Origin of the sequence: Kangiella koreensis DSM 16069 (assembly GCF_000024085.1) — a bacterium.
Lineage (GTDB): Bacteria > Pseudomonadota > Gammaproteobacteria > Enterobacterales > Kangiellaceae > Kangiella > Kangiella koreensis.
Genome location: NC_013166.1, coordinates 2828916 through 2852073, shown reverse-complemented (window position 1 = coordinate 2852073; position 23158 = coordinate 2828916). Strand labels below are relative to the sequence as shown.

At 42.1% G+C, this 23158-nt stretch carries 23 protein-coding genes; 20 read left to right on the top strand and 3 right to left on the bottom strand.

Annotated features, from left to right (window positions below):
• The first annotated feature begins 499 nt into the window (after positions 1–499).
• The 5 genes from rpmH to mnmE are packed head-to-tail and all read left to right on the top strand — an operon-like array spanning position 500 to position 4275.
• Complete coding sequence (rpmH, locus tag KKOR_RS13280; RefSeq protein ID WP_015781660.1) at positions 500–634, top strand: 50S ribosomal protein L34; 135 nt, start codon at positions 500–502, stop codon at positions 632–634.
• Between the two features lie 20 nt (positions 635–654).
• Positions 655–1041: a ribonuclease P protein component gene (rnpA, locus tag KKOR_RS13275; RefSeq protein ID WP_015781659.1), complete on the top strand. Its 387-nt coding sequence runs from the start codon at positions 655–657 to the stop codon at positions 1039–1041.
• On the top strand, positions 1038–1262 hold the full coding sequence (gene yidD / locus KKOR_RS13465; protein WP_015781658.1) for a membrane protein insertion efficiency factor YidD: 225 nt from the start codon (positions 1038–1040) through the stop codon (positions 1260–1262). The genes rnpA and yidD overlap by 4 nt, the downstream gene beginning before the upstream one ends.
• 30 nt (positions 1263–1292) lie before the next feature.
• On the top strand, positions 1293–2903 hold the full coding sequence (gene yidC / locus KKOR_RS13270) for a membrane protein insertase YidC (protein WP_015781657.1): 1611 nt from the start codon (positions 1293–1295) through the stop codon (positions 2901–2903).
• A 13-nt stretch (positions 2904–2916) separates the two neighbouring features.
• Positions 2917–4275: a tRNA uridine-5-carboxymethylaminomethyl(34) synthesis GTPase MnmE gene (gene mnmE / locus KKOR_RS13265; RefSeq protein WP_015781656.1), complete on the top strand. Its 1359-nt coding sequence runs from the start codon at positions 2917–2919 to the stop codon at positions 4273–4275.
• Between the two features lies 1 nt (position 4276).
• Here mnmE and KKOR_RS13260 read toward each other — a convergent pair whose 3' ends face one another.
• From KKOR_RS13260 to KKOR_RS13250, 3 genes are all read right to left on the bottom strand, one after another.
• The gene (locus tag KKOR_RS13260; RefSeq protein WP_228638665.1) at positions 4277–5401 is read right to left on the bottom strand and encodes a glycosyltransferase; all 1125 of its coding nucleotides are present in this window, start codon (positions 5399–5401) and stop codon (positions 4277–4279) included.
• A gap of 506 nt (positions 5402–5907) precedes the next feature.
• Positions 5908–7173, bottom strand: a complete 1266-nt coding sequence (locus KKOR_RS13255; protein ID WP_015781654.1) for a hypothetical protein — start codon at positions 7171–7173, stop codon at positions 5908–5910.
• Positions 7174–7218: 45 nt separating this feature from the next.
• Complete coding sequence (locus KKOR_RS13250; RefSeq protein WP_143715072.1) at positions 7219–7914, bottom strand: CPBP family intramembrane glutamic endopeptidase; 696 nt, start codon at positions 7912–7914, stop codon at positions 7219–7221.
• Positions 7915–8155: 241 nt separating this feature from the next.
• Between KKOR_RS13250 and mnmG the strand changes: the two genes are divergently transcribed.
• The 15 genes from mnmG to glmS all read left to right on the top strand — a co-directional run bounded on the left by mnmG (position 8156) and on the right by glmS (position 23156).
• Positions 8156–10042 (top strand): tRNA uridine-5-carboxymethylaminomethyl(34) synthesis enzyme MnmG, encoded by a 1887-nt coding sequence (gene mnmG, locus KKOR_RS13245; RefSeq protein ID WP_015781652.1) that lies wholly within the window; start codon positions 8156–8158, stop codon positions 10040–10042.
• 83 nt (positions 10043–10125) lie between these two features.
• Positions 10126–10770, top strand: a complete 645-nt coding sequence (gene rsmG / locus KKOR_RS13240) for a 16S rRNA (guanine(527)-N(7))-methyltransferase RsmG (RefSeq protein WP_015781651.1) — start codon at positions 10126–10128, stop codon at positions 10768–10770.
• Positions 10771–10802: 32 nt separating this feature from the next.
• Positions 10803–11579, top strand: coding sequence for a ParA family protein (locus KKOR_RS13235; RefSeq protein WP_015781650.1), 777 nt, complete (start codon positions 10803–10805; stop codon positions 11577–11579).
• Positions 11580–11615: 36 nt separating this feature from the next.
• On the top strand, positions 11616–12518 hold the full coding sequence (locus KKOR_RS13230; protein WP_323740325.1) for a ParB/RepB/Spo0J family partition protein: 903 nt from the start codon (positions 11616–11618) through the stop codon (positions 12516–12518).
• Positions 12519–12690: 172 nt separating this feature from the next.
• A complete protein-coding gene (locus KKOR_RS13225; protein ID WP_015781648.1) occupies positions 12691–13071 on the top strand; it encodes an ATP synthase subunit I in 381 nt (126 codons plus the stop codon).
• A gap of 32 nt (positions 13072–13103) precedes the next feature.
• The gene (gene atpB, locus KKOR_RS13220) at positions 13104–13952 is read left to right on the top strand and encodes a F0F1 ATP synthase subunit A (protein WP_015781647.1); all 849 of its coding nucleotides are present in this window, start codon (positions 13104–13106) and stop codon (positions 13950–13952) included.
• Between the two features lie 106 nt (positions 13953–14058).
• A complete protein-coding gene (gene atpE, locus KKOR_RS13215) occupies positions 14059–14325 on the top strand; it encodes a F0F1 ATP synthase subunit C (protein WP_015781646.1) in 267 nt (88 codons plus the stop codon).
• A 52-nt stretch (positions 14326–14377) separates the two neighbouring features.
• The gene (locus KKOR_RS13210; protein WP_015781645.1) at positions 14378–14848 is read left to right on the top strand and encodes a F0F1 ATP synthase subunit B; all 471 of its coding nucleotides are present in this window, start codon (positions 14378–14380) and stop codon (positions 14846–14848) included.
• 9 nt (positions 14849–14857) lie between these two features.
• On the top strand, positions 14858–15394 hold the full coding sequence (locus KKOR_RS13205; protein WP_015781644.1) for a F0F1 ATP synthase subunit delta: 537 nt from the start codon (positions 14858–14860) through the stop codon (positions 15392–15394).
• 12 nt (positions 15395–15406) lie between these two features.
• Positions 15407–16954, top strand: a complete 1548-nt coding sequence (gene atpA / locus KKOR_RS13200; protein WP_015781643.1) for a F0F1 ATP synthase subunit alpha — start codon at positions 15407–15409, stop codon at positions 16952–16954.
• A gap of 69 nt (positions 16955–17023) precedes the next feature.
• Positions 17024–17884, top strand: coding sequence for a F0F1 ATP synthase subunit gamma (atpG, locus tag KKOR_RS13195; protein WP_015781642.1), 861 nt, complete (start codon positions 17024–17026; stop codon positions 17882–17884).
• Between the two features lie 50 nt (positions 17885–17934).
• Positions 17935–19311 carry a F0F1 ATP synthase subunit beta gene (gene atpD, locus KKOR_RS13190; RefSeq protein ID WP_015781641.1) on the top strand — a complete coding sequence of 459 codons (1377 nt, stop codon included), beginning with the start codon at positions 17935–17937 and terminating at the stop codon, positions 19309–19311.
• A 26-nt stretch (positions 19312–19337) separates the two neighbouring features.
• Positions 19338–19763, top strand: coding sequence for a F0F1 ATP synthase subunit epsilon (locus KKOR_RS13185; protein ID WP_015781640.1), 426 nt, complete (start codon positions 19338–19340; stop codon positions 19761–19763).
• 174 nt (positions 19764–19937) lie between these two features.
• The gene (gene glmU, locus KKOR_RS13180) at positions 19938–21326 is read left to right on the top strand and encodes a bifunctional UDP-N-acetylglucosamine diphosphorylase/glucosamine-1-phosphate N-acetyltransferase GlmU (protein ID WP_015781639.1); all 1389 of its coding nucleotides are present in this window, start codon (positions 19938–19940) and stop codon (positions 21324–21326) included.
• Positions 21327–23156, top strand: a complete 1830-nt coding sequence (gene glmS / locus KKOR_RS13175) for a glutamine--fructose-6-phosphate transaminase (isomerizing) (protein ID WP_015781638.1) — start codon at positions 21327–21329, stop codon at positions 23154–23156.
• Positions 23157–23158 lie beyond the last annotated feature (2 nt).

Genomic DNA, 23158 nt, shown 5'->3' with positions numbered 1-23158 from the left:
AAAACAAAAATAAAAGAGACTTATACACAACAAATGGACTTGCTAATAATAATAATAAGATCTTTTAAATAACTTTATTAATATTACACGCTTAACAACTCAATAAAAGATAGTTTAAGCTTACTTAACCTATGAAATTGAGTATAATTTTGGCTTTGGAGCTGAGAACCCATAAAACTTATGAAAAACCAAGAAAATTGGAGTTAGACAAAAAAATAAATATCCACAGTTGCGCATAAGATAAACGAGAAGATCGATGATATTGTGGTTTTAAAAACTCAAAACACTAGATAAGACGGTTTGTACAAAAATCCGCCGACTACGCTCAGAAAAAGAACTGGTAAAAGATTGTTAAATAACCAATAAGATCATTGCACAAAGCCTGTGGATCCTATAAAATCTCGCGTCCTTGTAGTAGGGCTGTACATCCTTTTTAGTTGTCGCAATCAGGCGATACTAAAATTTCGGCTCAAATTTTATTGGCTAGTGGGTTAATCCGATGAAAAGAACATTTCAACCAAGCATTATCAAGCGCAAGCGTACTCACGGCTTCCGTGCACGTATGGCAACTAAGAATGGCCGTCAGGTTATCAATCGTCGTCGTGCTAAAGGTCGTAAGCGTCTAGCTGCCTGATAAGTAAAGCATTCCTTGATGTGAGCGACGAGCAGGCTTGTGAAAAACAGCTTTCAGCTGACTTTCCAACAAGTCTGCGCTTGCTCACAGCAGAGGATTACAAAAGGGTTTTTAATAACAACCCTCTAAAGATAGTTTGCCCCCCTTATACCCTGCTCGCAGTTCCTAATCTTAAAGACTGTTCAAGAATTGGTCTAATTGTTGCAAAAAAGAATGTCCGCAATGCTGTTGATCGTAATAGAATCAAGCGCTTGGCTCGTGAAAGCTTTCGTTTAAATCAACATCAAATACCGACTTATGACATTGTTTTATTAGCCCGATGTGGTAGTAGTCAGTTACCGAATAAGGTATTATTCGGGCACCTTGAACAACTGTGGATTCGTTTACAGAAAAGGTCTAGCAAGTGATCAATCGAATATTAATTGTATTAGTGCGTGGATACCAAAAGGTATTGAGCCCTGTTATGGGTAATCAATGCCGTTTTTATCCTACCTGCTCTAATTATTCGATAGAGGCACTGCAAGAGCATGGCGCAATAAAAGGCAGTTGGTTAACAATAAAACGAATTGCTCGTTGCCATCCTGGGTGCGAAGGCGGACACGATCCGGTTCCTCCGGTAAACGATTAACACAACACGCAAAGAACAAAAGAGATTGCTATGGAATCGATGCGCGGATTTTTTATTTTAGGTTTTGCTATCTGCACCTTCTTGTTATACCAAGCTTGGCAGAAAGATTATGGGCCACAATCACAACAACAGGAAGTGAACGAACAGTTTGGGCAGAAAGATGCTGTTGTAGATAGTGAAATTAAGAGCAGTAACTTAATTGAAGTGGTCACTGACGTCTTCAAAGTGAAGATTGATAGAGTTGGCGGTGATGTGGTTTATGCAGAGCTGAATGATTATAACCGCGAGCTTGATAGCGAAAAAGAAAAGGTTGTCTTATTTGATTATCGCGATCGCTTATATCAGGCCAAAAGTGCTTTACTAGGTAATGGTGCTCCAGACAATCAATTACCTCGTGCCACTTACCAGGTAAAGCAAAATGCTTATCAATTAGCAGACGGCAAAAATGAGCTAGAAATTCCGCTGACTTGGGTGAACGAAGACGGTGTTGAGTTTACCAAGACTTTCAAGTTCAAACGTGATGATTATGAAATTGGTGTTGAATATAAGGTAAAAAACCAATCGTCCAATGATAGAACTTATAATTTTGTTGCAGAGCTTATAAGAGATCAAAAGCCAACAGGGTTGGAAGAGAAATCATCATTTGGCATGTCACCATTTATCGGCGTTGCCTACTCTCCTGAAGAAAGAAAGTATGAAAAAATGTCTGTCGAAGATTTGGTTGAAGAACCAATAAATGTGACTAGACAAGGGGGTTGGATTGGTTATTTACAGCATTACTTCATTTCGGCCTGGATTCCTGAGCAACAGGAACAAATCAAAGTTACCACAACAGTAAAGTCAAACCAGGATACGGTTATTCGTTTCATCCAGCCTACGGTTTCAGTACCAGCACAAAGTGAATCAGTTATTAATGCTACTTTATATGTAGGCCCAAAAATTCTTAAGCGTTTGGAAGCAGCTGCGCCTGGTTTAGAAAAATCACTGGACCTTAGCTGGGTTTGGTGGATTGGCTTACCTTTGTATAAGCTGATGCAATTTTTCTTTTCGTTTGTTGGTAACTGGGGATTGGCCATTATATTGGTAACTTTGGTAGTAAAAGCATTGCTTTATCCATTATCAGCTGCGCAATACCGTTCAATGGCTAATATGCGTAAATTGGCTCCAAAAATGCAGCAGTTGAAAGAGCGTTACGGTGAAGATAAGCAACGCATGCAACAAGAAATGATGAAGATGTATAAAGATGAAGGCGCTAATCCGTTTGGTGGTTGTCTTCCAATGATATTGCAATTCCCAATTTTCATCGCCTTGTACTATGTATTGTTTGAAGCGGTCGAATTGCGTCATGCTCCTTTCGTGGCTTGGATTCAGGATTTATCAGTTGCCGATCCTTATTTCGTATTGCCGTTATTAATGGGCGGTAGTATGTGGTTAATGCAAAAGCTACAACCACAGTCACCAACAATGGATCCGATGCAGCAAAAAATCATGAGCTATTTACCTATAGTCTTTACAGTCTTTATGTTGTTCTTCCCTGCTGGCTTGGTACTTTATTGGTTATGCAACAATTTGATATCGGTTGCTCAACAACAGTACATAACAAAAAAGATTGAAAAACAACACGCAGCTAAAAGTAAATAAACGATCCGTTAAAGTGACCAGTCAAGATACAATTGCTGCAATTGCAACGCCACCCGGTCGAGGTGGCGTTGGCATTATTCGAGTTTCTGGTAAGGACGCTACTAAAATTAGCCAAGTCATTCTTGGCAAATCTATTAAAGTTCGTGAAGCAACCTACCTCCCCTTCTTAGATCATTTGGGTCACACCATTGATCAAGGCATAGCCATCTTATTCAAAGCACCCAACTCATTTACCGGCGAAGATGTACTTGAGTTGCAGGGACATGGTGGTCCTGTAATCCTGGATATGCTACTTAAAGAAGTGGTAAGTGCTGGTGCTCGGATTGCCCGGCCTGGTGAGTTTTCAGAAAGAGCATTTTTGAACGACAAGCTTGATTTAGCACAAGCAGAAGCAATAGCTGATTTAATTGAGTCTACTTCTGAACAGGCCGCTAGATCGGCAATGCGTTCTTTGCAGGGCGAGTTTTCAAACAAAGTTAACCAATTGGTTGAATCTTTAATTCACTTAAGAATTTATGTAGAAGCAGCAATTGATTTTCCAGAAGAAGAAATTGATTTTTTATCCGATGGAAAAGTACAAACAGATCTCTATGCGATTATTGACGCAATTAAGCAGTTAAAAAAAGAAGCCCAGCAAGGTTCAATTCTGCGCGAGGGTATGACAGTAGTTATTGCGGGCAAACCTAATGCGGGAAAATCAAGTTTACTTAATACTCTGGCTGGAAAAGAGTCAGCTATCGTCACAGAGATTGCGGGTACCACGCGAGATGTATTGCGAGAGCATATACATATTGATGGATTACCGGTTCACATCATTGACACAGCAGGATTACGCGAGAGTGACGATACGGTAGAAAAAATTGGTATAGAACGTGCCTGGCAAGAAATAGATAAAGCGGATCAAATTGTTTTGGTAGCTGACGCAAGTGAGACACACCAGTTTGTACCTCATGAAATTGATCCAGCATTTACAAAGTTTGAACAATTTAAAGATAAGCTTCTGATCGTTGCCAATAAAGTCGATCTTACGGACCAGCTAGAACTTCCAGATGCTACAGAATATAAGGTACTTCCTCTTAGTGCTAAAACTGGGCAAGGTATTGAGGAACTAAAAAACACCTTAAAAGATATTGTTGGTTTCAAGCAAACATCAGAAGGGTCATTTATTGCCCGTCGCCGTCACCTGGATGCCATTGAGCGGGCATTACTATATTGTGAGAATGGTAGACAGCAACTTGAAGTGTATCATGCGGGAGAATTATTGGCTGACGAGTTGCGTCAAGCACAGAATGCATTATCAGAAATCACCGGCGAGTTTACCGCCGATGATTTATTAGGACGAATATTTAGTAGTTTCTGTATAGGAAAATAAGCTAAGAAGTTTGTTCGGCTGTTTGCTGTTGAAGACCAATCCTATTCCATTTTTGCCACTTAACAGATTCTCGGTTATAAAGTTTCTGTAAGCTCATAGTTAAAGCAACCAGCTCAATAAACTCAATCACATAAAGTAATAACCAAGCCACTGGGATAAACGGCAATAGGTTTTTGTGATAACTTGATTTTGAGTCCAACTTAATTTGTAAAGCTACCAGGCTAGATGATACCAATATAACTGATGCTAATAGTGCAAAATCCTGACTGGCTATCACGTAACAGTAGAATAACGATAAAAACAAACCAACATTAAGCAGCATGATTTCCGCGTATACAGCAAGCGGCAAAATAAACCAGGATAAATAACGATTGTGTTGTGAATTACTACTTAAAAATAATTCACGATGCTTTAAATAACAAAGAATACGTCCATACTTCCAGCGAAGACGTTGCTTACGTATACCTTTCCACTCTGTTGGACCTTCAGTATAAACAACCGCGTCATGAGCATAACGTGTTTTATATCCATGGCTCAAAATACTCATCGAAAGATCAATATCTTCCGTAATAATTTCTTCATCAAAACCTTTCAAATTGATAAGTACATCTCTACGGTAAGCGGCTGCAGCGCCACCAATAATGTGGACGGCATTGAAATAAGAGTCAGCTCGTTTATAAAAGAACCCACAGACATATTCAAGTTGTTGCAACCATTCAAGAGGCTTCCTTTTATTGCCAACAATAATATTACCGGCAACCGCGCCAATTGACGGATCATCGAAGCGTTGTATAAATCTATAGATAGCATTGCGATCAACGATACAGTCAGCATCAATGGTAATAACAATATTACCGGTTGCAAGTTCCAAGCCTTTGTTTAGGGCGTGGGCTTTACCACCGTTAGGTAATGATAAATATTTAATGGAAACCTTGGGGTTAGAGTCAGCTTCATAGTCAGCAATAAATTGACGAACTAATTGATCAGTTTTGTCGGTTGAACCATCATTTATAACGATTAATTCAAAGTCATGGTAATTGGACTGAAGCACCGACTCTATAGTTTTGACAATCCCGACCTCTTCATTCCAGGCTGGCAATAAGACACTCACTTTGTAAGGAACCATGGTGGAGTAGCCTTGGTTTACAGGTTGGAGTGAATATCTTATTGCTGCATAGAGTTGAACCATTAATTTGGTAATTAAAGGTAACACCATAATAAACAAAAAGACGCGAAGGCTTATTAGTGAATCGGATACAGGACGATCAATAAAAAAGGCCAAAATTAGAACTGTGGCAGACAATAAGTACAAACTGGTAACTAAGAGTTTAGTTGTAAGTTGCTGTCGATTGAGAAGTTTCATAGTTTTAGCTCTGCTTGGTATCAAAAGATATCAAATGAAATTATGCAAAATTGCCGGCGATTATTGCACACCTCCCGACACCTACAAAGCGATATGTATGAAGCAGTTCACAATAAGCTTTTTACTGGTCTCCGCATTGTGAAGCGCTAGGCATAAAATGAGATAAATCAGCAAGATATGGAAAACTGAAGGAACTTGTAACGAAATAAATAATCCCGCACTAAGGCGGGACTATTAAAAGTAGATATAAAAGATAAAGTTTTCAGGTGTTAATCACCATTAAACTCTCGCCTAACTTGTAGATTACGAATTTCAGAAACCCTGAAAGGCATTTGCAAATAATTACCTGCGGAAACCTGTGTATTAATACGTGCAACAGAACCTTCTACTGATTCAATAACACCTTTATAGGACTTACCTCGATAATCAAAATAAGCCTGATAATTTATGTAGTTGGCAAGTTGTGACGTGTCGGTTTCTTGTAAGGTTAAGCCTTGAATAGTTTCAATGCTGTCATCTATCACTTGAACAGGCTCATCCAACTCAGGTAAGTCTTCGGGATTGGGGCGAGCACCAAAAAGTTGCCTTATTTCATGGTCATTGATGGTGATCGACATATTTAAACTACTAACCATGAGTTGAGGTGACATGGACATAAGCTGAAATGGGTCCATAGAGTTATCGGGATAAGTAGAGATTTTAATACTGCGGGGATTAGCGACGTAATCGGCGTACTGCATATAAAACTCGTCGCTGAGATAAATAGACTCGTTATATAAAAGATGAGTAAAGTAGTCCAGGTGGCGTTGGTAGTAGTCTTCTTTGGAAACGCCTACTAGATCTGCGCAGAATTCATTCAAGCGGTTAACGTAACCATCATTTTTAATGGTCATGGTTATATTTTTGAGCTTCGAGTTATAAGAATTCTGGCTGATGTTATCCATTAGAGAGTCTATTTGGAAACTGCCGTAATCACGAGCGTCAGCATAGACAACGAATTTTGCTTGGTTTATATGGTGGTCGTAGTTGATGCTGGTATTTAAGTCCAAGGATATTTGGTTATAACCCATTTCATTCAAATCACTGATGCTGATAGTGCGCTTATTATCACAGCCAGCCATTTGCAGTTTAGTGAAAAAGTCAGGCTCTGTCGCAAAAGATGAATCAGACTCTAAATCTAAGGTTAGCGGAAACTGGAAGTTTTGAACCTTGAGCACCATTGAAGAAGGTGCATCATTTAACATTCTAGTTTCAATGCTGCGTACCAACTTAAAAGATTCTATTAGACTTTCTGTACCTATTTGAAACTCATCAATGGTGGCGTCTGTGCTTGTACCCGGAAAAGTAAACTTAATACCGCGGGTTACAGACTTACCGTCAATACTCACAAAAGTAGTGTCGTAGCTCGCAGAGGTAAACATACGAAGTTGAGAGAATATATCATCAATAGCTTGTTTATTTTTATACCAGATATAGCCATAAGCTAAAGCTGCGGCGATTAATAAGAAAATAAATAAACGAATAAAAAGTTTCACCCTTTTCTCCTTCACTTTTGTTGTTTAGTGAAAATGATCAATCCACTAAGCAAGGGTTAACATTATTAAGTTATAACTAGCATGGCAAAGTATCGGCACCAACATAGATTGACTACGTAGCCGTAGCATCGCTAATAGTATCCCCAATAGGAAAATGGCCACCAAAGCAAACCAATAACCGTAGTATTCTAGTAGGTGAAAGGCCATAAAAACAACAGAGGATAACAAAATAGCTGAAATTGTCCTCATACGCGAGGATAAACCAGATAACAAAACACCTCTAAAAAGGTATTCCTCGCCAATGGGGGCCAGCAAAACGACAGAAATAAACAATAAGGCTTTTGCAGTAGCTCCCCCCGTTAAAATTTGTTCAAAAGTAGAGTCAATCTCGGATGGCTGTTTAAAAAGTGGAGCAAACCACAACACTACTATCGAAAACACGACTCCGATCAATATTGAACCAACAATCCAAAACAGAGAAGCCTTTAGCTGGGGCACAAAAATGGCAGAGAAAAAAGAACGGCTAAGACGTATTATTAGTGCATAGCTGATCAGCAAACCCAGGCTCACGGAAATCGATAAAATAGTTGAGGGAGGATCGGTTCCAAGGGGTAAATCGAGAACGAAGTAAGCGACAAATAGAATACTACTGGTCGTGAAAGCAAGCATTACTAAGGCTAAGCAGCTTAAAATAATACTCTCGGCGAAAGGCTGCTGATACTTTTGGTTAAGGTTGGTCAAACATAAACCCCTTGTTTGTAGCTCACTCATAGTCTGATGATCAATGTTATACCATAAACAGCAAGCCAACAGTTAAGCCTAACCTCTTGAAAGCTAGTGAAAAACTAATAAAAAGAAGTGAATTCAATGTGAAAAACTGTTCAAAAGTTATACAAAGATAGGTATGATCTCGCTCCCTTTATAGGAAAGGGGTTTTGTTTATATAAACCAGATATCAAGATTTAATTAGAGATTGTAAATTATGCGTTACCCAGAAAAATATTCAGTAATTGTGATTGGTGGAGGCCATGCTGGCACCGAGGCAGCTTTGGCTTCAGCTCGTATGGGCGTGAAAACCTTATTACTAACGCATAATATTGAAACACTTGGCCAAATGTCCTGTAATCCAGCGATAGGCGGGATTGGTAAAGGCCATTTAGTTAAAGAAATTGATGCTTTGGGCGGTGCCATGGCGCAGGCTATTGACCGTGCCGGCATTCAATTCAGAACCCTCAATGCCAGCAAAGGCCCTGCAGTTAGAGCGACCCGGGCGCAAGCAGATCGCGGCTTATACCGAAGCGCCATTCGTGAAATTTTAGAAAACCAACCTAATTTGACCATCTTCCAGAATGCTGTAGTTGATCTAATCGTTGAGCAGGACAAGGTGCAAGGGGTTAAAACCCAAATGGGTTTGGATTTCTATGCGCCATCTGTGGTGTTGACCGTGGGTACCTTTTTAGGCGGTTTGATTCATATAGGCATGCAGAATCATTCCGGTGGCCGGGCAGGCGATCCTCCTTCCATTGCATTGGCCGACCGTTTACGTGAATTACCATTCCGTGTTGATCGGCTGAAAACAGGTACTCCGCCACGCATAGACGCTAAAAGTGTTGATTTTTCAGTGATGGAAGAACAGGCAGGTGATAACCCTGTACCAACCTTCTCTTTTATGGGGACAGCTGACCAGCATCCGCGACAGATTTCTTGCTGGATAACGCATACTAACGATGCCACACATGACATTATTCGAAGCGGTCTGGATCGTTCGCCGATGTACTCAGGTGTAATCGAAGGGGTTGGCCCACGCTACTGCCCTTCTATTGAAGACAAAATCATGCGTTTCAGTGACAAAAACAGTCACCAGATTTTTGTCGAGCCAGAAGGCTTAAACAGTAATGAGCTCTACCCTAATGGGATTTCCACCAGCTTGCCGTTTGATGTGCAAATGGATCTGGTGCGCTCAATTAAAGGCTTTGAAAATGCGCATATAACCCGTCCCGGTTATGCCATTGAATATGACTATTTCGATCCTCGTGACTTAAAAGCCTCATTGGAAACTAAGTTTATTGATGGTTTGTTCTTTGCCGGTCAGATAAATGGCACCACAGGCTATGAAGAAGCCGGTGCGCAGGGCTTGATTGCGGGTATGAATGCAGCGCTGCAAGTACAAGACAAAGAAGCCTGGTCACCGCGTCGCGATCAAGCCTATATCGGGGTCTTGATCGATGACTTAATTACCCGTGGAACTCAAGAACCTTACCGTATGTTTACCTCAAGAGCGGAATACCGTTTAATTTTACGCGAAGATAACGCAGATTTACGTCTGACCGAAAAAGGACGTGAACTGGGGATGGTGAGCGATGATCGCTGGTCGGCCTTTAGTGACAAGAAAGAAGCTATTGAGCGAGAAACAGCCCGTATCAAAAACTTAGTGGTTCAACCTGACAGCCCTGCCGGTCAGCAACTGAATCAACAATTAGAAAAGCCCTTAAGTCGTGCCTATAAAGGTGAAGAATTGTTACGCCGTCCTGATGTGACCTATGCTGGTTTGATGGCATTGCCTGGCATGATTGAGCAGCCGGTACCCGCAAAAGTGGCGGAACAGGTAGAAATACAAATCAAATATTCTGGCTATATTGATCGTCAAAAAGACGAAATTGAACGCAGCCTACGTAATGAGAATACAGTACTGCCAAAGGATCTCGATTACAGTCAGGTCAAAGGGCTTTCCAACGAGGTGGTACAAAAGCTGATGAATATCAAACCTGAAACCATTGGCCAGGCCGGTCGTGTATCAGGAGTGACCCCGGCGGCTATTTCGTTGTTATTAGTGCACTTGAAAAAACGCCAGCATTTAAAGTCTGCATAAAAAATCATTTATGAGACCTACCTTGTTAATCTTTGGTGTAATGCACGATTGGTACCAATAACTATTTTAAGAAGACATTGCTTGTGAATTCGGAATTATTAAAGCTTCAAGATACCTTTAACCAAAAATGTCAGAATATAGGTATAGATTCATCAAAAGAAGAAAGTGAGCGCTTACTCAATTATCTTTCTTTACTACTCAAGTGGAACAAGGCATTTAATCTAACAGCTATAACCAATCCGAAGGAAGCGCTGGATTTGCATTTGCTTGACTCAGTGGCAGTGAGTCCAGCGATTAAAGATTATAGTTCTTTGTTGGATGTAGGCACCGGAGGAGGTTTGCCGGGAATTCCACTGGCAATTTTAAATCCTGAAAAACAGTTCACACTGCTCGATACCAACAGTAAAAAGACCCGTTTTCTGAAACAGGTGGTCTACGAGTTGGGCTTGAATAATGTGACGGTGATAAATCAGCGAGTACAAGACTTTGAGAATCAATCAGGGTATGCTTGCATTCTTTCGCGCGCTTTTGCCAGCCTGTCCGACATGGTGCAATGGACGGGGCACCTGCTTACAGAGCATGGTCATTGGTTAGCGATGAAGGGTCAATACCCACAGCAAGAACTTGATGAATTGCCGGAAACCGCTGAGTTAGTTAAGGCTAATGAAGTCAAGTTGCCGGGTGTCAATGCAAGTCGTTGGTTTATCTATTTAAAACAGAAGCAGTAACCAAGCTGCACAAATAGAATAAGAGGTGAAGCGTGGCGCATGTAATTGCCATTACAAATCAAAAAGGCGGTGTTGGTAAAACAACCACCAGCGTAAACCTGGCTGCATCTTTAGCCGAGGAAGGTAAGCGTGTACTGCTGGTTGATATGGATCCGCAAGGTAATGCAACCATGGGCTCTGGTGTCGAAAAAGGTGATCTGGAGCTTTCGGTCTATGATTCACTAATGGAGCCAGTTGAGGCAAAAAGTCATATTGTGCTTTCAGAAGCTGGAAAATTTGACGTGTTGCCAGCTAATGCTGATCTGACCGCTGCCGAAGTTCATTTGTTAAAGTTAGACGATAAAGAAAAACGCTTGCGTCAGGTTATACAGCAAATAAACCGTTATTATGATTATGTATTGATTGACTGCCCTCCTTCTTTAAACATGCTGACACTGAATTCTCTGGTGGCGGCGGACTCAGTGATTATCCCAATGCAATGTGAGTATTATGCGTTGGAAGGCTTGTCTGCACTATTAAATACAATTGGTCAGGTTCAGGATCACATTAACCCCGATTTAGAGATCGAGGGTATTTTAAGAACTATGTACGATCCAAGGAATCGTTTGTCGCTGGAAGTCTCGCGACAACTGTTCAATCACTTTGCTGATAAAGTTTATCGAACTGTTATTCCGCGTAATGTGCGTCTGGCTGAAGCGCCAAGTTTTGGTGTTCCAGTAATGTACCATGACAGAGGTTCGAGCGGTTCAAAAGCCTATTTAGCATTGGCTGGTGAAATCATTCGTCGCAACAAGGCCCAAGCGGTTTAATCTGTGCGACCACAGAAGAATATTGAGTGACAGAGGATCAGAATGAGTAAGCGAGGATTAGGAAAAGGTTTAGATGCTCTGCTTGGTGGAGCCATGAGCAAACCTCAAGCTAAGAAAAGTGGCGATGGTGCGGCTAACGAGGCGACTGAAGCTGAGCGTCATTTAAGAGAAATGCCGATTGAGTTCTTGCAGCCTGGTCAGTACCAACCTCGTCGGGTTATGACAGAGGAAGGTTTGGACGAGCTGGCCGACTCTATTAGGGCTCAAGGCATGATCCAGCCGATCGTTATTCGCTCCGTTGGGAAAGACAAATATGAAATTATAGCTGGTGAACGTCGCTGGCGTGCGGCACAAAGAGCTGGACTGCATGAAGTCCCGGTAATTATCAAAGAAGTGCCGGATGAAGCTGCCATTGCGATGTCGTTGATTGAGAACATTCAGCGCGAAGATCTCAATGCGATGGAAGAAGCTTATGCGCTACACAGATTGATGGAAGAGTTTGATTTAACCCACCAACAAACCGCTGACGCAGTAGGTAAAAGCCGCACTACGGTGACCAACTTATTACGGTTAATGCAATTAAGCGAACACTGTAAGACCTTATTAGAACGCGGTGATCTGGAAATGGGCCATGCCCGGGCTCTACTGTCGCTTGAGCCGGCCAGACAAACCGAGGCAGCCAAGATAGTTGTTGCTAAGGCAATGACAGTACGTGAAACGGAAAAACTGGTTCGAAATATCAATGAACCGAAGAAAAAAACGAAAGCCGCGGAAAAAGATCACCACATCAAGTCCTTAGAAGAGCAGTTATCCGAAAAAATCGGGGCCAGCGTGGCTATTAACCACGGCAATAAAGGCAAAGGAAGCTTGGTTATTAACTACCACAGTTTGGATGAGCTTGATGGAATACTACAACATCTAGGTATTAAAGAGGATTGAAGCACAAATTATAGGGGCATTAGCTGTGCTAATAGGTGGGAGGCTGAATAGCCTTTAAATTTTGTGCTTTTTCGAGGTGGTTTGGTTGATTAAAGGGCACTAAATCTTTATACTTGCCGCCCGAATATGTGGTGAGCCTATGCTATATAGCATGGGGATGGGGCAACTCCTTATGAGTGAATCATTAGCAAAGAAAGGTCGAGCTCAGGCCTACAAAATGGTTCAACTTCAATTCGGTATTAGCTTGGTTTTAGTGTTAGTGGGTTTGCTAATATCGTGGGAAGTGAGTGTCTCGCTAGGTGTGGGAAGCTTAATAGCAGTTATCCTTCACTTCATTTTTGCCACAATAGTATTTAGAAAGTCAGGGGCACAAGCAGCACACGAAATTCAAAAAGCGTTCAAATTTGCGGAAAGCTTGAAGATTTTGTTGGCGATTGGCTTGCTGGCAGTTGCGTTTGCAGTATTACCGGTGCATCCACCATCACTGTTAATCGGCTATGTGATTATCGTGTTGTCTCAGTTGTTTGCACCCTTAATTGTTAAATCGTCTTAATTAAGACACGTTGATAAAGAGAAGGCTTCAAAATGGCTTCATCAGAAAATCCAACAAGTGTTGAATATATCAAGCACCATCTGCAAAACGCACAAGTGTGTAAGACAGATGAAGGCTGGGTATGGAATCATTGTCAAGATGCAGGGTTCTGGACCTTTAACATCGATAGCTTATTCTTTTCATTTATATTAGGTGCCCTTTTCTGCTTTTCGTTTTGGCGTGTCGCGAAAAATGCGAAAATCGAAAACCCGGGTCGCTGGCAGTCATTCGTAGAAATGATTGTTGAGTTTGTGGATAAAAGTGTTAAAGATACCTTCCACGGTCGCAACCCAATGATTGCACCGCTCGCTTTAACCATTTTTGTTTGGATTTTCTTAATGAATCTGATGGATTTGGTTCCGGTGGATTTATTGCCATGGGCAGCAAGTCAGGCTGGTGCGGATTATCTAAAAGTGGTTCCAACCACTGACGCAAACATAACTTTTAGTTTGTCATTAGGTGTGTTCGTTCTGATTATCTTCTACAGCATTAAGGTTAAGGGTTTTGGCGGCTTCATTGGTGAGTTAACGCTGCACCCTTTCTCAAGCAAGAATAAATTCGTTCAAGTTTTGCTCATTCCTGTGAACTTCCTGATGGAGTCCATTGGTCTGTTAGCAAAACCAGTTTCATTAGCACTGCGTTTGTTCGGTAACCTATATGCGGGTGAGCTGATCTTTATCTTAATCGCGGTATTGATGAGCGCGGGCATTGGCGGAATTGTTGGTGGTGGTATTTCCTACATGATATGGGCAATTTTCCATATTTTGGTTATCACGCTACAAGCCTTTATCTTCATGATGTTAACCATTGTTTACTTAAGCATGGCGCACGAAGATCACTAGTTGCTAGAGGCGTGTCGTAACGACTTGCCACTAAACAAAAGAGTTTTATTTTTAGGTTTTACTTTTAGTTTTAACATTTAACTTTATTTCTCGATTGGAGGAAACAATGGAAACTTTGTTCGCGTTTACAGCATTAGGTGTGTTGTTGATTTTAGGTCTTGGTGCTTTAGGTACTGCGATTGGTTTTGGTCTTTTAGGTGGTAAGTTTCTAGAAGCTTCTGCTCGTCAGCCAGAACTAGCTCCTATGTTGCAAACCAAAATGTTCCTAGTTGCGGGTCTTCTTGATGCGGTAACCATGATCGGTATTGGTATCGGTATGTGGTTCACATTTGCAAGCCCATATGTTGCTCAGTTGCAATCATTGATTGGTTAATTCAAACAACCGAACGATTACTTTTGATTAACCAACTAGAGGGGGAATAGACGTGAATATCAACGCTACCCTATTTATTAACATGATTTTCTTTGTCGGCTTTGTGTGGTTCTGCATGAAGTTTGTATGGCCTTTCATTATTAAGGCTATCAAAGAACGTCAGGACAAGATTGCTGAAGGTCTAGCTGCTTCTGAAAGAAGCCAGAAAGACCTTGAGCTGGCTCAAGAGAAAGCGGCTGAATTGTTGCGTGAAGCAAAGCAACAGTCAGCAGAGATTGTTGACTCTGCCAAAAAACGTCATGCTGAAATTGTTGACTCTGCTAAGGGCGATGCTCGTACCGAAGCCGATAAAATCAAGAATGGCGCTATGGCTGAAATTGAGCAAGAAGTTAACCGCGCTCGCGAACAGCTTCGCTCGAAAGTGGCTACCTTGGCTGTAGCTGGTGCCGAGAAAGTAATCGAGCGTAATATAGACGCAGCTGCGAACAACGACTTGTTCGACAAGCTAGTAAAAGAGTTATAAGGGTTAACTATGGCTGAGCTGACTACTATTGCAAGACCATACGCAAAAGCAGCATTCGAATATGCTCTTGGCGCTCAGGATGTATCTGAGTGGGCAAGCATGTTAGATTTTGTCGCTCAAGCCGTTAGCAACGACGACGTGGCCACAATTATTAGTAACCCTTCCCTTTCTGCTGAGCAAAAAGGTGAAGTGCTTTTGAAAATAAGTGAAGGTCAGATAACTGATAAGGTTGAAAACTTTATCAAGTTACTTGCAAGAAACCATCGTTTACAAGCTTTGCCAGCAATAAAAGGCCGTTTTGAAGTATTAAAGGCGGACTATGACAAGGCAGTTGATGTAGAAGTAATTTCTGCGACAGCGCTTAACGATGAGCAATTGCAACGTTTAACTGAAAAGTTAACGGCAAAACTTGGTCGTAAAGTTAATATTCAAACACAGGTAGATTCGTCCATGATTGGTGGTCTTGTTATTAAGGCTGGTGATATGGTTATTGACGGATCCGTACGCGGTAAGCTCAACAAGCTTTCCGAAACGCTAAGAGCTTAGTGAGGAAGAAGCATGAGTGTGCAACTGAATCCATCAGAAATTAGCGAGCTAATTAAAAATCGAATCGACTCTTTTGAAGTCGTGAGTGAAGCTCGCAATGAAGGTACTATCGTCAGTGTGTCTGACGGTATTTTACGTATTCACGGCCTAACCGACGTTATGGCTGGTGAAATGATTGAATTGCCAGGCGGTAAGTACGGTATGGCCTTAAACCTTGAGCGCGACTCTGTCGGTGCTGTTGTTCTGGGTGACTATACTGATATCGTTGAAGGTATGACGGCTAAATGTACTGGCCGTATTTTGGAAGTGCCAGTCGGCCGAGGTCTTTTAGGCCGTGTGGTTGATGCTCTTGGTAACCCAATTGATGGCAAAGGTCCAATTGAAAATGACGGCTTCTCACCAGTTGAGAAAATTGCACCAGGTGTAATTGAACGTAAATCAGTTGATCAACCTGTACAGACCGGTATTAAATCAATTGACGCCATGATCCCAGTTGGTCGTGGACAGCGTGAGTTGATTATTGGTGACCGTCAAACAGGTAAAACTGCGATTGCGGTAGATGCCATTATCAACCAGAAAGGCACTGGCGTTATCTGTGTTTATGTTGCTGTTGGTCAAAAAGCATCAACTGTTGCTGGTATTGTTCGTAAATTGGAAGAGCACGGCGCGATGGATCACACCATCATTGTTGCTGCAACTGCTTCCGATGCGGCTGCATTGCAATTTATTGCTCCATTTGCTGGCTGCACCATGGGTGAGTACTTCCGTGACCGCGGCGAAGATGGCTTGATTGTTTATGATGACTTAACCAAGCAAGCTTGGGCTTATCGTCAAATCTCGTTGTTGCTACGTCGCCCTCCAGGTCGTGAAGCATATCCTGGTGACGTATTCTACTTACACTCTCGTCTTCTAGAACGTGCATCGCGTATTAACGCTGAACATGTTGAAAAGATTACAAACGGTGAAGTAAAAGGCAAAACAGGTTCATTGACCGCATTGCCAATCATTGAAACTCAAGCTGGTGACGTTTCTGCTTTCGTACCAACTAACGTAATCTCTATTACGGATGGTCAGATTTTCTTGGAAACTGACTTGTTCAACGCAGGTATTCGTCCAGCGGTTAACGCCGGTCTGTCGGTATCTCGTGTAGGTGGTGCAGCACAGACTAAAATCATCAAGAAGCTTGGTGGTGGTGTTCGTCTTGCATTGGCTCAGTATCGTGAACTTGCGGCGTTTGCTCAGTTTGCTTCGGATCTTGATGATGCGACTCGAGCTCAGCTAGAACACGGTCAACGTGTTACTGAATTGATGAAACAGCACCAGTATGCGCCCCTTTCGGTAGCAGAAATGGCAGTTTCATTGTACTCAGCTGAAAAAGGTCACTTGAAAGACGTTGAAATTAGCAAGATCGGTGACTTCGAATCTGCATTGTTAGATTACTTCAAGAATCAACATGCTGACTTGTTGAAAGAAATCAATGAAAAATGTGATTATAACGACGAAGTTGCAGAGAAACTTGAAGCAGCGGTAACCAAATTTAAGGCTACCCAAACTTGGTAAAAAACAATGGGGTGCTTAGCACCCTTTTGTGCATTAACCAATTAATTAGATTAAGACTGGAAATATACTATGTCAGGCGCTAAAGAGATTCGTACCAAAATAGGGTCGATTAAAAATACGCAAAAAATTACTTCAGCAATGGAAATGGTTGCTGCTAGTAAAATGCGTAAAGCGCAAGATCGTATGGCGGCTTCTCGTCCTTATGCCGAGAAAATTCGCAACGTGATCAAGCACATTGCACAAGGTACTCCAGAATACCGACATGCTTACGTTTCTGAGCGAGACGTAAAACGTGTTGGTTATATTGTCGTATCCACAGACCGTGGTTTATGTGGTGGTTTGAATATCAACTTATTCAAGGCAGCGCTAAACGATATGAAAACCTGGTCGGAACAGGATATCGAAATTGACTTGTGCCTAATCGGCAACAAAGCGACTTCATTCTTCCGCAAGTTTGGTGGTTCTGTGGTTGCTAAGACTTCGAACTTAGGTGACACACCTGAAATCGAGGATCTGATTGGTTCAGTTAAGGTTATGCTAAAAGCCTATGATGAAAAGCGTATCGATCGTTTATTCGTGGTCACCAATGAGTTTGTTAACTCAATGACCCAAAGTCCTGAAGTTGAGCAATTACTGCCACTTCCGGCTGGTGAAGACGATGAGCTTAAGCATCACTGGGATTATTTGTATGAGCCAGAAGCTAAGCCTTTGTTAGATAAATTGATGGTTCGTTTTATCGAGTCTCAGGTTTATCAAGCTGTGGTTGAAAATATCGCATGTGAACAAGCGGCGCGTATGGTTGCGATGAAAGCAGCCTCTGATAACGCCGGTGATCTTATTGACGATCTTGAATTGGTATATAACAAAGCTCGTCAGGCTGCGATTACTCAGGAGCTTTCTGAGATTTGTGCAGGTGCGGCTGCGGTATAACGCAATAATTTATTGAAAAGTTTTTAAAGCTTAAGATTGAGGAAATCAATATGGGCACAGGTAAGATTGTAGAAATTATCGGCGCGGTTATCGACGTTGAGTTCCCGCGTGATAGCGTACCAAAGGTGTACGACGCATTGTTCGTTAAAGCTACTGAACTGACTCTAGAAGTTCAGCAGCAGTTAGGTGATGGTGTAGTTCGTTGTATTGCTATGGGTGCATCTGACGGTTTACGTCGTGGCTTAGAAGCAACCAATACTGGCGCGCCAATTCAGGTACCTGTGGGTAAAGAAACCCTTGGTCGTATCATGGATGTGCTAGGTGAGCCTATCGATCAGAAAGGTCCTATCGGTGAAAAAGAGCGTATGTCTATTCACCGTAAAGCGCCTAAGCTAGAAGAGTTAGCACCTGCAAACGAATTGCTAGAAACTGGTATTAAAGTAATCGATTTGGTTTGTCCATTCGCTAAGGGTGGTAAAGTCGGTCTATTCGGTGGTGCTGGTGTTGGTAAAACAGTAAACATGATGGAGCTTATTCGTAACATTGCGATTGAGCACTCTGGTTATTCAGTATTTGCCGGTGTTGGTGAGCGTACTCGTGAGGGTAACGATTTCTACCACGAAATGACAGATTCTAACGTTATCGATAAAGTATCATTGGTATATGGTCAGATGAACGAACCACCAGGTAACCGTCTACGTGTTGCTTTGACTGGTTTAACAATGGCTGAAAAATTCCGTGATGAAGGTCGTGACGTACTATTGTTTATCGATAACATCTATCGTTATACGCTAGCCGGTACTGAGGTATCTGCACTATTGGGTCGTATGCCTTCTGCGGTAGGTTATCAGCCAACTCTAGCGGAAGAAATGGGTGTTCTTCAGGAGCGTATTACATCGACTAAAACTGGTTCGATTACATCGATTCAGGCAGTATACGTACCTGCGGATGACTTGACGGATCCATCACCTGCAACCACCTTTGCTCACTTGGATGCGACCGTTGTATTGTCTCGTCAAATTGCAGAGCTTGGTATTTACCCTGCGGTTGACCCATTAGACTCAACCTCTCGTCAGCTAGATCCATTAGTGATTGGTAGCGAGCATTATGATGTCGCTCGTGGCGTACAAGGTGTATTGCAGCGTTATAAAGAATTGAAGGATATTATTGCGATTTTGGGTATGGATGAGCTATCTGAAGAAGATAAGCAAACTGTTGCTCGTGCTCGTAAAATCCAACGTTTCTTGTCGCAACCATTCTTCGTAGCAGAAGTATTCACTGGCGCCCCTGGTAAATACGTATCGCTAAAAGACACCATTAGTGGCTTTAAAGGTATTTTGAACGGTGAATACGATCACTTACCTGAGCAAGCATTTTACATGGTCGGCTCAATCGAAGAAGCGGTTGAAAAGGCTAAAAATATTTAATCCAGCCCTAAAATTAGGGGGACCTAATGGCAATGACAGTACATTTGGATATCGTTAGCGCCGAGGAATCAATCTTCTCAGGTAAAGTTGAGCGATTGATTGCAAACGGTGACTTGGGTGAGCTTGGTGTTGAACCAGGCCACGCCCCTTTGCTAACGTCCCTGAACCCAGGGCCAATCAAGGTCACGTTACCAGGTGGCGAAGAAGAATTCTTCTTTGTTTCTGGTGGTATGCTTGAAGTTTTACCACATGTTGTGACGGTGCTAGCTGATACAGCAGTGCGTGCAGAAGATGTGGATGAAGCGAAAGCTCTGGAAGCGGAAAAAATGGCCCGCGAAGCACTTCAGGATCAAAGCTCTGAGATTGAGTTCTCTAAAGCCGCGGCTGAACTTGCAGAGGCTGTAGCACAGTTAAGAACCTTACGAGCTATTAGAAAGAAAGCTGGTAAGTAATTTTTAATTGTCGATCGAAATCAAAAAGGTGGCTCTGGCCACCTTTTTTTATGATAAATAGAAAGTGATATAAGTGAGACCTTGATTCGATCTTATAAAAAAATATTGTAACTGGAGTTAAAAAACAGTTAAAAGTGCTAAAATGCGCGCTTATTTAGGAATCATGAATAAATTATGGGTTTAAGTGTCGTTATTCTCGCTGCGGGTAAAGGAACTCGTATGCAGTCCAACATGCCAAAGGTTCTGCATAAAATTGCAGGCAAAAGCATGCTTCAGCACGTTATTGACGCTGCACAGCAACTAGAGCCAGAACAGGTCATTGTCGTAGCAGGACATGAAATTGAACAGGTCAAAGCCAGTGTTGAGCAGCAGAATATTCTGATTGCCGAACAATCGGAACAGCTCGGGACTGGTCATGCGGTAGACCAGGCATTACCTTTAGTCACTGCAGGTAATCAGGTTTTGGTGTTGTATGGCGATGTTCCGCTCATTAGCAAAGAAACCTTGAAGCAATTAATAGATGCTCAACCTAATCAAGGCCTTGGGCTACTTACCGTAAAACTAAAAGACCCTTCTGGTTATGGTCGAATAATTCGTAATAGCGAAGGACGAGTGACAGCTATCGTTGAGCAAAAAGATGCCAGTATGGAGCAGTTAGCGATTAACGAAGTTAACACCGGTATCCTGGCGGTGGGTTCGAAGAATATTACTAAGTGGCTGGCAAATATTGATAATAATAATGCGCAAGGCGAGTACTACTTAACGGACACGATTGCGATGGCTGCGGCAGAAGGCGGTGTTCGGGCCTGCCACCCCGCTTCGGCTATCGAAGTTGAGGGTGTTAATAGTCGCGTTCAACTGGCTCAATTAGAGCGAGCCTACCAAAAACAACGAGCAGAGAAGCTTATGAGTGAAGGGGTTACTTTAATCGACCCTGCTCGCTTTGATGTAAGAGGTAATTTAAGTTGTGCGGCCGACGTGGTAATAGATATCAATGTGGTTACAGAAGGTGACGTGACAATCGGTCGAGGAACTTTGATAGGCGCTAACAGTATTATTATTAACTCCAAAATTGGCCCAAACTGCATTATTAAACCAAACAGTATAATAGAAGGTGCTGTGATAGAGGCAGATTGTTCAGTAGGACCATTTGCAAGAATTAGACCTGGAACTGAATTAAAGCAGGGTGCTTTTATTGGTAATTTTGTGGAAACTAAAAATGCGGTGTTGGGCTCTGCCAGTAAAGCCAGTCATTTAAGTTATATTGGAGATGCCGAGGTAGGCCAAGGGGTAAATATTGGTGCGGGTGTGATCACCTGTAATTATGATGGCGCCAACAAGCATAAGACGGTAGTCGAAGATAATGTATTTATTGGGTCGGACTCCCAGTTGGTGGCCCCATTAAAAATTGGTAAAGGAGCTACTATAGGAGCAGGAACCACTGTTACAAAAGACGTAGCCGCAGGGGAACTTTGTATCAGTCGCGTTGCCCAAAAGCACGTCGAAGGCTGGCAAAGACCAGTAAAAAAACAAACTAAGAAAGATCATGAGGACAGCAAATAAATGTGTGGCATTGTTGGAGCTATTGCGCAAAGAGATGTTAGCCAAATTTTAGTGGAAGGCTTGAAACGTCTCGAGTATCGAGGATATGACTCGGCAGGATTGGCTATTTATAATGATAATAAGATCCAGCGATTACGCCGACTGGGAAAGGTTTCTGAGCTTGATCAAGCACTGCAGGAAACTCCCCTACCTGGTGGTTTAGGTATCGCCCACACCCGCTGGGCAACTCATGGCGAACCGAGCGAACGCAACGCTCATCCTCATATGTCAGAAGATAATATTGCTTTAGTCCATAACGGAATAATTGAAAACCACGATGAGTTACGAGATGAGTTAAAAGCGAAAGGTTATGTGTTTAGCTCAGATACTGACACTGAGGTAATGGCGCACTGCTTGCATGAAGAGCTTAAGACGAGTCACTCGTTATTAGAAGCATTACAAAAAACGACTAAAAAGCTAGATGGTGCATACGGCACTGTAGCGATAGATACCAACGAGCCAGATAAAATGGTGGTAGCACGATCGGGAAGTCCATTAGTAATTGGAAAAGGTATAGGTGAATACTTTGTCGCATCCGACCAACTTGCCCTACTTCCTGTAACCCGAGACTTTATTTACCTTGAAGAAGGTGAGGTGGCTGAAGTTCGCAGAGACGGCGTAACTATATTAGATAGTAATGGCCAAAAAGTTGAGCGTGATTTTGAAAAGTCAGATATCCAGCATGACGCTGTAGATAAAGGGCGTTTTCGCCATTTCATGTTGAAAGAAATCTTCGAGCAACCTCAAGTAGTGAATGACACCCTTGAGGGTCGGTTAGTGAATCACAAGATTATTATTGAGACTCTTGGTGCAAACGCAAATAAGGTTTTTGCCGATACTAAAGCTATCCAAATTATTGCTTGTGGTACCAGTTACCACGCAGCATTAGTTGCTAAATATTGGATTGAGGATTATCTACAGATTCCATGTTTGGTGGAAATTGCCAGTGAATATCGCTATAGACAAACAGCGGTGTTACCTAACAGTTTGTTTGTCACCATTTCCCAATCAGGGGAAACAGCGGATACAATGGCAGCTTTAAAGAAAGCAAAAGAACAGGGTTACTTAGGAACATTAACCGTTTGTAATTCTCCTGCTTCATCAATGGTACGAGAGTCAGACTTTACATTATTGACACGTGCAGGAACAGAAATTGGTGTAGCCTCAACTAAGGCTTTCACTGCGCAGCTAGTATCATTGATGTTATTGATGGTCACTATCGGAAAAGCGCAGGGACTTGAAGAGTCAAAAGAAAAATCAATCGCTGAGGCACTCGAACATCTTCCAAGCGAAATCCAGGCAGCATTAGACCAGGCTGAAGCGATTGAGGATTTGTCGGAACGATTTGCAGAAAAGCATCACACACTATTTCTTGGACGCGGTCAGCAGTATCCAATTGCTATGGAAGCTGCCTTAAAGTTAAAAGAAATATCCTATATTCATGCAGAAGCCTATGCTGCCGGTGAGTTAAAGCACGGTCCGTTAGCGTTAATCGACAAAGAAATGCCGATTGTGGTTGTTGCGCCCAAGGATAATTTGCTGGAAAAACTGAAGTCAAATATAGAAGAAGTTCGCTCTAGGGGCGGTCAACTCTTTGTTTTTGCCGATGAGTCAGCTAATATTCAGAGTTCGGATGGTATAACCGTCTTTCCAATAAAGAGTCAGTATACAATTACTGCACCGATGGTATACACCATCCCAATGCAGTTATTATCTTATTATGTAGCTATTATTAAAGGTACAGATGTTGACCAGCCGAGAAATCTGGCTAAATCTGTAACCGTTGAGTAAAC